General features: G+C 71.9%; 14 protein-coding genes. 6 read left to right on the top strand and 8 right to left on the bottom strand.

Annotation, left to right across the window (positions count from 1 at the left end; genetic code table 11):
- Window positions 1-14: 14 nt before the first annotated feature.
- Both ACZ7J0_RS18140 and ACZ7J0_RS18135 read right to left on the bottom strand, forming a co-directional pair.
- Window positions 15-629: a TetR/AcrR family transcriptional regulator gene (locus tag ACZ7J0_RS18140; protein WP_468711066.1), complete on the bottom strand. Its 615-nt coding sequence runs from the start codon at window positions 627-629 to the stop codon at window positions 15-17.
- 15 nt (window positions 630-644) lie between these two features.
- Window positions 645-1433 carry an SDR family oxidoreductase gene (locus ACZ7J0_RS18135; protein ID WP_470888459.1) on the bottom strand — a complete coding sequence of 263 codons (789 nt, stop codon included), beginning with the start codon at window positions 1431-1433 and terminating at the stop codon, window positions 645-647.
- Between the two features lie 55 nt (window positions 1434-1488).
- On the opposite strand from ACZ7J0_RS18135, the gene ACZ7J0_RS18130 reads away from it, so the two are divergent.
- A complete protein-coding gene (locus ACZ7J0_RS18130) occupies window positions 1489-2628 on the top strand; it encodes an acyl-CoA dehydrogenase family protein (RefSeq protein ID WP_470888457.1) in 1140 nt (379 codons plus the stop codon).
- A complete protein-coding gene (locus ACZ7J0_RS18125) occupies window positions 2628-3647 on the top strand; it encodes an acyl-CoA dehydrogenase family protein (protein WP_470888455.1) in 1020 nt (339 codons plus the stop codon). Before ACZ7J0_RS18130 ends, ACZ7J0_RS18125 begins: the two co-directional genes overlap by 1 nt.
- Window positions 3648-3702: 55 nt before the next feature.
- On the opposite strand, the gene ACZ7J0_RS18120 is transcribed toward ACZ7J0_RS18125, so the two are convergent.
- The 4 genes from ACZ7J0_RS18120 to ACZ7J0_RS18105 form a co-directional block, all read right to left on the bottom strand.
- Window positions 3703-4254 (bottom strand): pyridoxamine 5'-phosphate oxidase family protein, encoded by a 552-nt coding sequence (locus ACZ7J0_RS18120; RefSeq protein ID WP_470888453.1) that lies wholly within the window; start codon window positions 4252-4254, stop codon window positions 3703-3705.
- 42 nt (window positions 4255-4296) lie between these two features.
- Window positions 4297-4677: a VOC family protein gene (locus tag ACZ7J0_RS18115; protein ID WP_470888451.1), complete on the bottom strand. Its 381-nt coding sequence runs from the start codon at window positions 4675-4677 to the stop codon at window positions 4297-4299.
- A 61-nt stretch (window positions 4678-4738) separates the two neighbouring features.
- Complete coding sequence (locus tag ACZ7J0_RS18110; RefSeq protein WP_470888449.1) at window positions 4739-5311, bottom strand: HutD/Ves family protein; 573 nt, start codon at window positions 5309-5311, stop codon at window positions 4739-4741.
- Entirely contained in the window at window positions 5308-6027 is a 720-nt protein-coding gene (locus ACZ7J0_RS18105) for a vWA domain-containing protein (protein ID WP_470888447.1), read from the bottom strand. The genes ACZ7J0_RS18110 and ACZ7J0_RS18105 overlap by 4 nt, the downstream gene beginning before the upstream one ends.
- A gap of 161 nt (window positions 6028-6188) precedes the next feature.
- Between ACZ7J0_RS18105 and ACZ7J0_RS18100 the strand changes: the two genes are divergently transcribed.
- Window positions 6189-6914, top strand: a complete 726-nt coding sequence (locus tag ACZ7J0_RS18100) for an SDR family NAD(P)-dependent oxidoreductase (protein WP_470888445.1) — start codon at window positions 6189-6191, stop codon at window positions 6912-6914.
- A 58-nt stretch (window positions 6915-6972) separates the two neighbouring features.
- Here the strand turns inward: ACZ7J0_RS18100 and ACZ7J0_RS18095 are convergent, their stop codons facing one another.
- Entirely contained in the window at window positions 6973-8103 is a 1131-nt protein-coding gene (locus tag ACZ7J0_RS18095; protein ID WP_470888443.1) for a hypothetical protein, read from the bottom strand.
- Window positions 8100-8318 carry a hypothetical protein gene (locus ACZ7J0_RS18090; protein WP_470888441.1) on the bottom strand — a complete coding sequence of 73 codons (219 nt, stop codon included), beginning with the start codon at window positions 8316-8318 and terminating at the stop codon, window positions 8100-8102. The genes ACZ7J0_RS18095 and ACZ7J0_RS18090 overlap by 4 nt, the downstream gene beginning before the upstream one ends.
- 179 nt (window positions 8319-8497) lie before the next feature.
- On the opposite strand from ACZ7J0_RS18090, the gene ACZ7J0_RS18085 reads away from it, so the two are divergent.
- From ACZ7J0_RS18085 to ACZ7J0_RS18075, 3 genes are read left to right on the top strand one after another with little or no spacing between them, the layout of a single operon-like run.
- Window positions 8498-13699 (top strand): HD domain-containing protein, encoded by a 5202-nt coding sequence (locus ACZ7J0_RS18085; protein WP_470888440.1) that lies wholly within the window; start codon window positions 8498-8500, stop codon window positions 13697-13699.
- Complete coding sequence (locus ACZ7J0_RS18080) at window positions 13696-14025, top strand: hypothetical protein (protein ID WP_470888438.1); 330 nt, start codon at window positions 13696-13698, stop codon at window positions 14023-14025. Before ACZ7J0_RS18085 ends, ACZ7J0_RS18080 begins: the two co-directional genes overlap by 4 nt.
- Window positions 14022-14474: a hypothetical protein gene (locus tag ACZ7J0_RS18075; protein WP_470888436.1), complete on the top strand. Its 453-nt coding sequence runs from the start codon at window positions 14022-14024 to the stop codon at window positions 14472-14474. The genes ACZ7J0_RS18080 and ACZ7J0_RS18075 overlap by 4 nt, the downstream gene beginning before the upstream one ends.
- Window positions 14475-14540 lie beyond the last annotated feature (66 nt).

Below are 14540 nucleotides of genomic sequence, written 5' to 3'. Positions count from 1 at the left end.
CACTCCTTGAGGGGTTACGTACGCACGGCGATCCCGTCCAGCACCATCGACAGGTACTGACGGGCGATCTCGTCGGGGCTGTGCTGTCCGCCCGGGCGGTACCAGGACGCGGCGACCCATACGGTGTCGCGCACGAACCGGTAGGTGAGCCGGATGTCCAGGTCGGCGCGGAAGACCCGCGCGGCCACTCCGCGCTCCAGCGTTCCGAGCCATGCCTTCTCGAACTTCTGCTGCGAGTCGGAGAGGTAGTGGAAGCGGGGCTGTGCGGCGAGGTGCCTGGACTCCTTCTGGTAGATGGCGACGGCGGCCCGGTGCCGGTCGATCTCCCGGAAGGACTCGGTGACGAGCGCCTCGATGGTCTCCCTGGGGCCGAGTCCGGCGGCGAGGACGGCGTCGTAGCCGTTCCACAGCTCCTCGAGGAAGGTGGAGAGGATCTCGTCGACCATCGATTCCTTGGAATCGAAGTGGTAGTAGAGGCTGCCGGCGAGCATCCCGGCGGCGTCCGCGATCTTGCGGACGGTGGTGGCGTTGTACCCCTGCGCGGCGAACACCTCGGCCGCCGTGTCGAGCAGTTCGCGGCGCCGCTCGGGCGAGGCGGTCACCTGGGTCTTCTTCTTGTTCGTCGGCACGGGTCCATTCTGGTCCTATGCGTGCTGACTGCTGACGGAGACCGTCTCGCCCGTCATGTACGAGGCATAGCCGCTCGCGAGGAAGACGATGACATTGGCGACCTCCCAGGGCTCGGCGTACCGGCCGAAGGCCTCGCGCGCGGTGAGCTCCTCCAGGAGTTCGGCCGAGGTGACCTTCACCAGGTGGGGATGCATGGCGAGGGACGGTGAGACGGCGTTGACGCGCACGCCGTAGGGCGCGGCCTCCATCGCGGCGCAGCGGGTGAGGGCCATGACGCCGGCCTTGGCGGCGGCGTAGTGCGCCTGGCCGGCCTGGGCGCGCCAGCCGACGACGGAGGCGTTGTTGACGATCACCCCGCCCGCGCCGGCGTCCTTGAGGAGGCGCAGGGCGGCCCGGGTGCACCGGAAGGTGCCGTTCAGGGTGACGTCGAGGACCCGGGTCCACTGTTCGTCGCTCATGTCGACGAGCTCGGCGGTGCCGCCGAGTCCGGCGTTGTTGACGACGACGTCCAGGCCGCCGTGCAGCCGTACGGCCTCGTCGAAGAGCGCCCGGACCTGTGTCTCGTCGGTGACGTCGCAGGGCAGCGAGGAGATGTGGTCGCTGCCGAACTCCTCGGCGAGCGCCGCTTCCGTCTCCTTGAGGCGGCGGGTGTGGGCGTCGCCGATGAGGATCCGGGCGCCCTCTTCCAGGAACCTGCGGGCGGTGGCGCCGCCGATGCCGGCCCCGGCCGCCGCGGTGATCACCGCGGTACGGCCCTCCAGCAGCCCGTGGCCAGGGACGTACTGAGCCTTGTTGTCCGTCACGGCCACACGTTAACCTACCAAACACTTGTTAGGGAATAGAGGGGGCGGGCGCCTGATGGATCTTCAGCACACGGCCGCACACGACGCGTTTCGCGCCGCCGCGCGGGAGTGGCTCGCGGCCCATGTGCCCGCCGAGCCGCTTCCCTCGCTGGAAACGGCCGAGGGCTTCGAGGCGCACCGGGCGTGGGAGGAGGAGCTGGCCGCCGACCGCTGGTCGGTCGTCTCCTGGCCCGAGCGGTACGGCGGCCGGGGCGCCGACATCTTCGCCTGGCTGGTCTTCGAGGAGGAGTACTACGCGGCGGGGGCACCGGGCCGCGTCTCCCAGAACGGCATCAATCTGCTCGCGCCCACGCTCTTCGACCACGGCACCGAGGAGCAGAGGGCGCGCGTCCTGCCGTCGATGGCGAACGGCGAGGTCATCTGGGCGCAGGCCTGGTCCGAACCCGAGGCGGGCTCGGACCTGGCGTCGCTGACGTCCCGGGCGGAACGGACGGAGGGCGGCTGGCTGCTGTCCGGCCAGAAGACGTGGTCGTCACGGGCCGCGTTCGCCGACCGGGCGTTCGGGATCTTCCGTACGGACCCGGAAGCGGCGAAGCCGCACCAGGGGCTCAGTTACCTCATGTTCGACCTGCGCGCGCCCGGGGTGACCGTCCGGCCCATAGGCCGCCTCGACGGGAAGCCGGCCTTCGCGGAACTCTTCCTGGACCGGGTCTTCGTCCCGGACGAGGACGTCATCGGCGAGCCGGGGCAGGGCTGGCGGATCGCGATGTCGACGACGGGCAACGAGCGGGGACTGACCCTCCGCTCCCCCGGCCGCTTCCTGGCCGCCGCCGACCGGCTGGTGGCGCTGTGGCGCGAACGGGGCGAGGACCGGGGCGTGCGTGACCGGGTGGCGGACGCGGTGATCGGCGCCCGCGCCTATCAGCTCTTCACGGCGGCCGGCGCGTCGCGCTTCGCGGCCGGGGAAACGATCGGCGCCGAGTCCAGCCTCAACAAGGTCTTCTGGTCGCGGTACGACATCGAGCTGCACGAGACCGCGCTCGAACTCCTGGGACACGAAGGCGAGTTGGCCGACGGCGAGTGGGCGGAGGGATATGTCTTCTCGCTCGCCGGCCCCATCTACGCCGGGACGAACGAGATCCAGCTCGACATCATCGCCGAGCGGCTGCTCGGCCTTCCGAAGGGCCGCCGCTGATGAGGTTCCTGCTGACCGGGGAGCAACAGGCGTTCGGGCACTCGCTGCACGCGATGTTGAGCGCCTCCGACGTGCCCGGAGCCGTACGGGCCTGGGCGGCCGCGGACCTCGCGCCCGGGCGCGAGGTGTGGACCCGGCTGGCCGGGGCCGGCGTCTTCTCCCTTGCCGCGTCGGAGGCGTACGAGGGCGTGGGGCCGCTGCCGGTGGAAACCGTGGTCGCCTTCGTGGAGCTGGGGCGTCACGCGGTGCCGGGGCCCGTGGTGGAGACGGCCGCCGCCGCGGCGCTGCTGGACCGCCTGGCCGCGCTCGGGGAGGACGCGCCCGCCAAGCGGCTGCTGCCGGCGCTCGCCTCCGGGGAGCAGACGGCGACGCTGGCACTGCCCGACGCCGGACCGTACGCCCTGGACGCGGACGCGGCGGGCGTCACCCTGGTCGTGACCGGCGCGGACCGGGACGAGTTGCGGCTGGCGCCCGGACACGGGCCCGTCCAGGTCTCCGCCGACCCTGCCAGGCGACTCGCCGTGCCCTCGCCGGGCGGGGAGCTCCTCGCCGCCGGGCCCGCGGTGGCCGAGGCCGCCAGGAGCGCCGCCGACTGGGCGACGCTGGCGACCGCGGCCCAGTCCCTCGGCGTCGGGCTGACGCTGCTGGAACGCACCGTGGCGTACGTGAGGCAGCGCACCCAGTTCGGCACACCGATCGGCGCCTTCCAGGCCGTCAAGCACCGACTGTCGGACACCCTGATCGGCCTGGAGTTCGCCCGTCCGCTGCTGTACGGCGCGGCCGTGACGCTCGAGCCCGGGGACGTCGCCGCCGCGAAGGCCGCCGCGGGCGAGGCCGGGTACGCGGCCGCCCGCGCGGCGCTCCAGCTGCACGGCGCGGTCGGCTACACCGAGGAGCTCGACCTCTCCTTGTGGTTGCGCAAGGCCCGTCCGCTGCGTGACGCGTGGGGGACGCCCGCGCGGTGCAGGGCGAAGGTGCTGGAGGCGTGGTGTCCCCGGCGGACCGGGCCGGGTTCGTGAAGTCCCGTCCGCCGTCGAAGCCTCGCGTGCCCCGCGTGCCCCGCGTGCGCACGACCTAAGTCGCGGACGCTCCCCCGGCCCGGGCGCCGTCCTCGCGCGGCGCGCTGTCGTCGTTGCCGCGCCGGACCGTCCGCAGCGGCTGCCCCGGCCGCCAGGCCCGCACGACCAGGTCGGCCCCTTCGACGGAGGTCCGCACCACCTCCGTCAGCGCGACGCGGAAGAGATGGAACGGCAGGGGCGCCCCCGCCTCCGCGGCGAACCGCTCCACCGTATCCGCGTCGGTGACCTCGACGGCCCGGCCGGCGATCCGGACGTCCCCGCCGTCCATGTCGGTGCCGCCTCCGGGGTTGACCTGCAGGGCGAAGCGCGGATCGCGCCGCAGGTCCTGCGCCTTGCGGCTGTTGGGCATCATGGCCAGCCACAGCTCTCCGGAGCGGAAGTTCACCTCGAGCCCGCTCACCCGCGGCGAGCCGTCCTTGCGGAGGGTGGCCAGGACATGGTGGGTGTATTTCTCGAAGCGCTGCCGTACGGTCTCGGCGAAGTCGGGCTCCGCCGTCCGGAAGTCGGTCCAGCCGGGGCCCGTGGGGTCAGTGAGGTGCGAGTGCATGGGTTCATTGAACCGGCGATACCCGACACCTGCTGTCCGGATTCAGAGCGACCCGTCCCGCTCGGCGGCGCTGCGCTCGACACAGAACTCATTGCCCTCGGGATCGGCGAGGGTCACCCAGCCCGGGCCGTCCTCGCGCCGATGGTCGGCGACGAGGGTGGCGCCGAGCGCGAGGAGGCGCTCGACCTCTTCGTCGCGGGTGCGGTCGGTCGGCTGCACATCGAAGTGGACGCGGTTCTTCGCCTTCTTCGGTTCCGGCACGGTGACGAAGAGGACACCGACGCCGGGGGCCTCCACCAGGGCCTCGGGGTCACCGGGCTCGTCCTCGTCGGAAACGCGGGCGTCGAGCACGGCGGCCCAGAAGCCGGCCAGGGCGTACGCGTCCGTGCAGTCGACCGTCACATGTCTCATCAGGGATGCCATGGCGCGACTATCCCCGGCCGACGGGCTCGGCGGCGAGGGGTTTTCGGCCGGGGGGGGCGGGTCAACCGCCGGTGAGGGTGACGACGGCCGCGTGGCGTCGCGTACTGAGCGTGCCGGGGGTCTCCGTACAGACCATGGCGTCGTAGGGGCCGAGCTCCACGCGACCGCTCCGCGACGGCCCGCCGACCTCCGCCGTCCCGTCGAGCGCGACGACCAGGACCGTCGCTCCCGGCGGGACGGTGACCGGGAACGGTCCCCGGACGACGGCGACGGCCGCCGTGACGGCGCCCCGGCGGTACATGACGTTGAAGTTGACGACCGGGCCCTCGATCAGACGGCCCTCGGTCGGCACGTCGCCGGGGAAGGGCCGGGGCGCGAACGGCTCCTCGACCGGATGCCGTTCGCCACCGACGGTGAGGTCCATGCCCGCGCCCTCGACGACGGTCAGGATCCGGTCCACGTCCGGGAACGTGGAGAACGGCCCGTCCGCCGTGACGTCCGCGAGGCTCACCCGCCAGGCGAAGTCGTCCATCGCGGCGCCCTCGGGCCCCGCGGCGATCTCCCGGGTCACCCCGCCGCCGTTCTTCCACGGCACGGCCACGCGGTCCGCCGCCCTGAGCACCCGTACGGTCATGAGCCGACGATCCCCCGCGCGCGGGCGGCGGTGAGCCAGGCGGGGAACTCGGCGACGAGCCGGTCGTACAGCTCCTCGTCCGAGACGCGCCGGGGGTCCTGGCCGGCGTGGAAGAAACCGGCGTTGTCGACCGGTCGCTTCGCGGGCACCGCCAGGTCGTCGAGCCTGCGCAGGAAGTCGAACTGCTTGCTGCCCGGGTCGCCGAAGCCGATGAACTGCCAGAAGAGCGGCAGTCGGGCCGCCTTGCACACATACCGTTCCGCGGCGAGCTTGTTGATGGGCCCGCCGTCGGTCTGGAAGACGACCAGGGCGGGAGCGGTGGAACCGCTGTCCAGGTAGTGGTCGATCACCGCGTCCATCGCCAGGTGATAGCTGGTCTTGCCCATGTGGCCGAGCCCGGCGACGATCCGGTCGATCCGCCCCTCGTGCTCCGCGAGCGCGATGTCGGTCTGCGCGTCGACGTCCGTGGAGAAGAAGACGACCGGTACGCGTCCGTCGTCGTCGAGATGGGCGGAGAGCCCGAGGACCCGGTCGGCGAGCGCCTGGACGGTGCCGTCCATGTAGTACGGCTTCATCGAACCGGAGTAGTCGATCACCAGATAGACGGCGACGCGCTGCCCGTCCAGGCCGTGCTTGCGCAAGGAGACACCCGCGCTCTTGTAGAGGCTGACGAGCGCGGGCGCGGTCTCCTCGACCTTGCGCAGACTCAGGGCCATGGGCGCGGCCTCCCTTCGGCGTACGGGGATGTCGAGGGTACGTGATGGCCCGGTGGCCGTGCCCCGGCCACCGGGCCCGACCTCCCGCGGCCGTTCCCTGTTGTGGCCATGCCTGCTAGGAATATGACTGTTCGTCATACGACCGAGGGCTGGGGGATGGCATGACCTCTCTGGACGGCAAGGTCGTCGTCGTCACGGGCGCCGGACGCGGCCAGGGCGCGGCGGAGGCCCGGATGCTGGCGGAGGCGGGAGCGCGGGTCGTGATCACCGACGTCAGGGAGGAGGAGGGTCGGGCGGTCGCCGATTCCCTGGGCGGGCACGGCCTGTTCGTGCGCCACGACGTGGCGTCGGCGGCGAGCTGGGCGGAGGTGGTGCCGGCCGCGCTCGGCGCCTTCGGCCGGATCGACGCGCTGGTCAACAACGCCGCCCTGTGGCGTACGGCCTCCGTCGAGGACGAGACGTACGAGAACTTCGAGACGCTGATCAGGGTCAACCTGCTGGGCCCGTTCCTCGGCGTCCAGGCCGTGCTGCCGGCGCTGAAGGAGGCCGGGGGCGGATCGGTCGTCAACGTGTCGTCGACCGCCGGGCTGGTGGGCATCCCCGGGCACGCGGCCTACGGGTCGACGAAGTTCGGCCTGCGGGGCCTGACCCGCTCCTCGGCGCTGGATCTCGCGCGCTATGGGGTCCGGGTCAACTCGGTGCACCCCGGAGCGATCGACACCCCGATGACGGCGGCCGTCACCGGCAGGGACTGGTCCCATGTGCCGCTGGGCCGGATGGGGCGGCCCGAGGAGGCCGGGGAGCTGGTCCTGTTCCTGGTGTCGGACGCCTCGTCGTATGTGACGGGGGCGGAGTTCAGGGTGGACGGGGGGCTGACGGCCGGGTGAGCGGGGCGGTGGCCGCCGTCCCGGCGATGCCACCGCGCCGCCCGCCCGGCCGCCCCCCTCAGCCGGCCCGGTCCTGGTTCTGCTCCTGGAACGCGGGCAGGGCGAAGATCCGCTGCTTGCCCGTGTCGTCCATCGACTCGACCAGGGGCAGGACCAGGTCCCACAGGTCCTGCCGGTCGACGTCGCGGGCCAGCGCGTCGAGTTCGTCGTCCGTGAGCGCGGCGGCGGCTTTCGCCACGGTCGTACGGGACTCCTCCGGCAGCAGCTCGACCAGCGGGAGGAACTCCGCCCACAGCCCGGTCGCCACGACGGCCCGTACGATCCCGCCGAGCACGGCCGCGTCACGCAGCGACGGCAGTACGGCGACGGCCCGTCGGTCCTCGTCGCCCAGCAGGGCGACCAGGGGGAGCAGTGACTCCCAAAGCTGCCGCTCGGCCACCGTGCGCACCAGGGAGTCGAGCTCTTCGCCGGGCCGGCGGGCGGCGAGGGCCGCGATCACGCCGCGTTGTTCCCCGGTGACCATCCCGGCCACGGCGAGGGCCTCCGGCCACAGTCCCGCCTCGCTCGCCGAGCCGATGACGCGCTCCAGCCGCTTCTCGCCCACCAACTCCACGATTCTGCCCAGCCGTTCGGGAAGGTCGATGGCGGCGCCCGTGCGCAGGACCACGTCGTCGCCGACCTGCGGCAGGATCCGCTCCAGTGCCGAGTCCCGCAGATGGCCGACGAAGCGCCCCATGGTCAGGTGGTCGCCGCGTTCGGCCAGGGCGACGGAGATCCGTATCAGCAGCGGTTCGTCGAGCCGGTCGACGATCCCGGCGATCTTCCGCGGGTCCAGGTGGGCGCAGGACTCCGCGGTGAACGCGACCGGCAGCTTCTCGATGATGTCGGCGGCCCGGGCGGGCTCCAGCCTCCCGGCGACGGCGGCGGCGAGCCGCGGCCCGAGCGCCTTCTGCGAGATGGCGGCGGCCACCCCGGCCGGGACGAGCCTGGTCGCGCCGGCGATCCGGTCGAGCATCTCGGGCTGCCCGTCGAAGAGCGCGGCGACCGCCTGCTCCCGCAGCCGTCGCAGGTCGCCGACGGGCAGGGTCCGCAGGAACGCGAGCCGCTCGGGCGTCTCTCCGAGGAGGGCGGCGATCTTCTGGATCTCGGCCGTGCTGCGCAGTGTGTCCATGACGACGACTCCGCTCACTTGAAGAGGATGCGGCGGACGGGCCCGCGGGCGAGGGCGGGCACCAGCGCGAGGGCCTGCTCGGCCGCTTCCTCGAGCCCTGCGGCCCTGGACTCCCGCTCGCGGACCAGCGCGTCGGCCAGCAAGGCCAGTTGTTGATCCGTCAGGCCGCTGAGGCTGTCGGGCGGCGGTCCGCCCAGTTCCGTACCCAGACACGTCAGTGCTGCGGTGCTCACGGGACCTCCCGGTGGGCGGACGGCGGCTCGGTCCCGAGCGTGGAGGGGAATTGACTTTTAGTCAATAGCGGCGGACGAAGGCCGTTCCGTGTCGGTGGGCGTCCATCTGCTCGTACGATCGGGAGGTGAAAACCGGCGGGACACGGCGAGGCAGCCGAGAAGCACGGAGTCGATCGAGCGTGACACACGGGATCAACGGCGCCGGCGGCCGCCGGCGGGCACTTCTCATCGGTATCACCGAGACTCCCTCCCTCCAGCAGGTGCCGGATCTCGCCCAGCGGTTTCCGCCCCTCTCCTGCGCCGACCAGGACGTCACCCTGATCGCCAAGGCGCTGGAGCAGTCACGGTACGAGGTCAGCACCCACCACCCGGGCCACCGCGACCCGCTCCACCGGGACGTGGGCCGCGGCACGGTCCTCGGCCGGCTGCACGATCTCTTCGCCTCGTGCGAGCCCGGCGACACCGCCTTCGTCTACCTCTCCTGCCACGGCGAGTCCGTGAACGGGCGGGACTACCTCGTACCGGCCGACGCGCAGCCGGGCGCGCTCCACGACGACGGCACCCGGGGTCTGCTGCACGGCACCCTGCTCGCCGCCGACCCCCGCGACCTGCTCCACGGGCTGAAGCCGGGTGTGACCGCGGTGATCTGCCTGGACATGTGCCGCACGGCCGCCGCGCGCCCCGCGGCGGAGATCGAGGAGACCCTGCTGGTCGCCGGTGGGGAGGACGTCTTCTGGCTGCACAGCTGCGGTCGTGGGCAGCAGTCCTTCGCCGATGCGACGGAGGGCAGTTACTTCGGCCGGGCACTCGGCGAAGCGCTCTCCCCGACCAGCCCGCCGACGACCTTCAGCGACATCGTCGAGTACACCCGCAAGACCGCGCGCCGGCTCGCCCGCGACCTCCCGCACCCGGCTCCCGACATCCAGGAGTACTTCCCGCACCAGCGCCGGGAGACCGCGATCGAACTCGTCCTCTGCGACGGCTCCCAGGAGACGCTGCGCTGGACGCGCTCGATCACCGAGTCGGGGCTCTGGGACCACACGAGCGGAAGTCCCGACCTCCACGAACGCGTCAAGGCCCGGCTCACCGACCTCGTTCTCCAGGTCGCCGAGGCCCGTTCCGGCGCCGGCGCCCATCTGGACGACCCGTGGGGGGACCCGGCGTTCCCGGTCCGGGTCGAGCGGCACCTCGCCGACTTGGTGCGCAGGGCCTCGCTCCACGACATGGAGCGCCTGTCCCCCGCCGAGACCGCCGTCCTGCTCGCCGCGCCCGTGGTCTACGAGGGCGCGGTCGCCGTGGCACTCGGGGAGCTGGCCGACCTCTTCGGTGACCGCGTGGACGCCGTCCCGGCAGCCGAAGGCCACCCGTGCCCGCGCTCCGACCATCAGAAGCTGGTCCGCAGCGGGGTCACCGATGTGTGCCGGGCCCATTCACGGGTCCAGCGCACGACCGAGGCGCTGGGCCGTCGCCGGGGGCTGGCGGAAGCCGCGCTCGCCGCCGACCACTGGCTGCGCCACCGGTACGTCGCGGACTGGGACCGGCTCTGGGAACGCACCGGCGACTACCCGAGCGTCGACCACCTCGTCTCCCTGACCGTGGACGCCGTCATCGCCTCGGCCGAGGACCTCACGGCCCGGGTGCCGACGGAGAGCGACCGCCACGGCATCGACCGCCAGGTGCGCCAGGTGCTCGGGCACCTGACGGTGCGCCCCGGCAGCAGCCCCCGGATCAACGAAGCCCACCAGGACGACGACTGGAGCAACTATCCGCCCGTCCGGGGCAGCCAGTGGCGCGGCCGCGACCTCGCCCACCTGCTGTGGACGGCCGGTCTGCTCGCCGCGGACCCCCGGCGGATGTCCAGCGTGCTCATCGACCACCTCGCCGCGCACAAACCGCTGGTCCCACGGGACGTGGTCGCCGCGCTCTCCTCCGAATTCGCCTACGAGGACACACGGACGGCGGCCGAGAGCGAGGAATACGGTCTGGCCGTCCGCTTCCGCTGTCCCCATCCGGCGCTGCACGCCGCGATCGAGGAACTCGCGGGCAGCGCCGACGCGTCGGTGCGTTCCCTGCACGGCTACTGGAAGAAGAAGCGCGGCACGAACCTGCCCGCCCTGCTGCGCGGCGTCCCGGTCGAGGTGACCACCGAGCATCTGGTGCCGCACCACGGCCAGTACACCAAGCCGCTCGAACGGTTACGGCTGGCGGAGGACGAGATCCGCCCCCTGCTCATGGGCACCCCGCTCTACGGGGACCGGACCCTCGCCGTACGGGAGCTGTACCAGAACGCGCTCGACGCCTGCCGCTACCGGGACATGCGGACCTCCTACGGCATCCGGCGGGGGCGCCCGGACCCGGAGTGGGGCGGAAGGATCACCTTCACCCAGGGTTGGGACGAGGAGGGACGCCCGTACATCCAGTGCGAGGACAACGGCATCGGCATGAGCCGGGAGAAGCTCACCTCAATGTTCGCCCGGGCGGGCAAGCGGTACGAACAGGACCCGGACTTCGTCCAGGAACGCCGCAACTGGCGCCGCTACGGCATCGAGGACGTGGCGATGAACAGCCGGTTCGGCATCGGCGTCTTCAGCTACTTCATGCTCGCCGAGGAAGTGGTCGTCTGGACCGGACCGGTCGACTTCCACGGGTTGCCCGTGGCGAACGGCGCGCTGCGCGCGGACATCCACGCGGGGTCGAACCTCCTCCAGATCCGGCCGGCCGCCGACGCCCCGGTCACTGGGGGCACCCGCGTCCGGCTCTATCTCACGGCCCAGGACGAGCCGCTGCCCTCGCTGGTGGACACGCTGAAGTCGCTGCTGTGGGTGAGCGACTACGAGGTGACGGCGGAGGAGTTCGCGGAGGAGGAGCCGGGGCGCTGCGTGCGGAGCTCGCGCTGGCGTCCGGGGGTGTTGCGGCCCAGGCAGCAGCGGCACGACCAGATGGCGTCAGGAGCGGACACCTGGATCGTCCAGGGTCCCGGAAGGCTGCTCTTCGACGGTGTCACCATCAAGGACTCCCCGAACAAGTTCGGCTACGTCTTCAATCTGCGGGAGGCACACAGCCCCGAACTGAGCGTCAACCGGAACCAATTGATCTCGTACGACGAGGCCAAGGTCATGGAGGCCCTGCTGGACTCGGTGCCGGCGGCGCTGGAGGGATGCGGCGAGGTCTCGCTGAACTGGCTCTGGGCCCTGGCGCCCGCGGAACCGCGTCTGGCGCTGCGCGTCCTGCAGGAGCTGGCCGAGGACACCATGTGTGTGCTGGAGGACGACGAGGACTTCGACACGGGCGGGGATTTCGTGGGCACGTTCCTCCTCTCCGAGGTCGGCTGCCTTCCGTTCGACAAGGCCATCCGCGAACGCGGGTCGCACTTGATGGACACCAAGACGACGCTGTCTGCCTGGCGGAAGACCCTGCTCAGCGACCCGTGGCAGGAGCCGTTCCAGCCACGGGGCTATCCCTTGCCCGCTCCCCTCGACTTCGTCCTCTTCCCCGAGCGTGCCCCCGTGGACGACTGGGAGGGACTGATCCGCGCGGCGGCCTCGCTCGACGTACCGCTGAGCGAGCTGGTGCGCGCCCTGCGGCGCTACGCGATCGTCGGCGTGCCCGTCCCGGCGGTCACGGACATCCGGGCGCTTCGCTCCGTTGACATCGGCCCGCTAGAGGCACGCCTTCACGCCGCCTACAAGGAGGCCTCGGGCTATCAGCGCCGTGGCCTCACGCCCGCCACCCATGCCCCGCTGGTCATGATCTCCGGTGAGTACGACGTCACCCTCGAGGAGGCCCTCGAAGCACTGGACACGCTCAGGTCCCTCGACACGACACTGCCCCCGGCTCCCCAGCTCGAGCCCGGCCTGCTCGGCGAGCGGTTCTCCATGCCCGAGGTTCTGCTGATCGCGGGTTCGCCGCCCTCGGACGAGGAGCAACACTCGTGGGTGGCGGGGGAGGTCTGTTCCCTCACGCTGCTCCAGCGCTCGGACGACCCCGCGACCCGGGCCCATCTGGCCCAGCGTCTGAAGCACCTCGCCCCGCTCGGTTTCTCCCTGGACGACGAACTGTCCGACACGGCGCTCGACGCACCGCCCCTGTCCGCGTACGAGAAGGACCTGCTGTCCGAGGACATCGACGCCGAAGAACCCTGGTGCCGCGGCACCGTTCCCATCACGCATGTGCTCCGCTGCTCCGCCGACAAGGAGACCACCGTGGGGGCCGTGGTCGACACCATCAACCGCCTCAGCGACGTCACCGGCGTGCGCGCGCCGGAGCTTTCGGGTGTCGACCCGGAAGCCGAGGCACCGCACTGGGCCTCGTTCGGCAGCCATGCCCGCGGCGAGCCGGTCCGGCGGATCGGGCCGTGGGAGGTCATCGACAGCCACAGGGCGCCGCGCCTGCGCCGCGGCTCCCCGTCCCGGCCCCAGCCGAGGCCGCGGACTTCGCTGTCCGCGGAGCTGGAGCTCCTGGAGGCGTGCGGGATGCTCACCCCGGACTGCCGCTCCCAGGTGGAGGTGATCCAGAAACATCTGACCCAGGTGACGGCTCTGTTCAAGACCGCCGCGTCGGGCCGAGCCATCGGCTCAGGCATGGGCAGGGACATGTTCAACTTCCTTCCGGCCCTCGACCAGGCCGGTGCCACCCTCGCCATCCTGACGGCCGCCGCGGCTCATCACGCCGTCTCCCTGGGGGAGATCACCTCGCGGTTCGCCCAACTGCCCGCCGAGCTCCCGCTGGAGGTGGCGAAGGTTCCGCCCGCCGCCCTCGCTCTGCGACCCACGATGGACCAGGCGGGGCTTCTGCTGGACACCACGGTTCGTTCCATCAGGTTCAAGGAACGGCTGACCATCTCCGGGCTGCTGGCGTACTGCGAGAGCCGCGCATTCACCCTGGGCTGGGCGGTGGAGGCCATCACCGCCTACTCCACGCTCGGTGCCCCTCCGCTGCCCGGCGAGTTCACCGGCGACGACGCCGCCGCACTCGCCGGCCTGATTCCCACCGCCCTGGACCACGCGGCCTTCGACGAGGACCTCATCACGTCCAACACCCTCGGCCCCCTCGAACTCGTCCTCGTCGCGGGGCGTTTCGACTTGACGCTGGCCGCGGCCTACGCGCGCTACGCCCCCTACCGCTGCCTGGGCCTCGACGTCACCGTCTCCCCGCCCACACCCCAGGAGGCCGACGTGGTCCCCGACTGGCGGGACGTCGTCATCCTCACCCGGCAGCTGACCGGTCGCGCCCCCGAGCTCACGGGAACCGTCGACCCCGATCACATCGTGCTGTGTGCCGAGGAGACCGATCTGTCGGAGGCCGAGGTGCGGGAGCGGCTCGGCCTCTACGCGAACCTCTTCTCGCTCACTCTCCCGTCAACAGAGAGCCAGAACGCATGAGTTCATTGATTCCGTACGACGACTCCGTGACTCACGACCCGCCCCAGACCGGCTTCGCGTGGGCCCGTCACCGCGTCGGCCAGGACCGGTACGAGGCGACCGGCACCTGCCCGATCTGCCAGTGCGCCATGACCAAGCGCTGGCCCGTCGGGCAGCACACGGTCGCCAAGGGCGGCTTCCTGGGCCGGGAGGCCGATCCGGAGGCGTCGAAGCCGTGGTACACGGTCTGCACCTGCCGCTCGCTGCACATGGGACGGCCCGCTGGCGAGGACGGCTGCGGCGCAGGGCTGTACATCGCGTTGCCGCCCACCGGGCTCCCCCGATGAGCGAGTTCACGCCGCAGCAGCTGCGGGACGCCGACCGCAGGGCCCGGGAGATGGGTGAGCCGAGCCGTCAGCTGGAGGGCGCGAGGACGCAGGCCGAGGGGTACCGCAACTTCCTGACCTCGCTCACCGGGCTGCTCACCACGGTCTTCGTGCTCAAGGGCCAGGAGAACCTGAGCAAGCTGCAGCACGGGCCACGGTGCTGGGTGATCGGGCTGCTCGTCGCCGCGTTCGTCACGCTGATCCTCGCGTCGTGGCTGGCCGTATCCGCCGTCCACGGCCGCCCCGGCGAGACCAGGGTCCTGGAGGCCACCCAGATCCTGCGCTACGAGACGAAGCGCGCCCGCACGATCTGGAAGCTGATCGAGTGGGCTCGCTGGCTGGGTCTGCTGGGTGTGCTGTGCGTGGCGGCGGCGGTGCTCGTCACCTGGATCGCCCCCTCGTCCGCGTAGGGCGGCGGCCCCGGGACGCGCCGCGGCGCCTGCCATCGGTCCGGTCGGGGACTCGGCAGGCGCCGC

The organism is Streptomyces sp. NPDC038280 (assembly GCF_055600045.1).
Note: the sequence above shows the minus strand (reverse complement) of the source record. Positions and strands in the feature narration are given on the sequence as shown.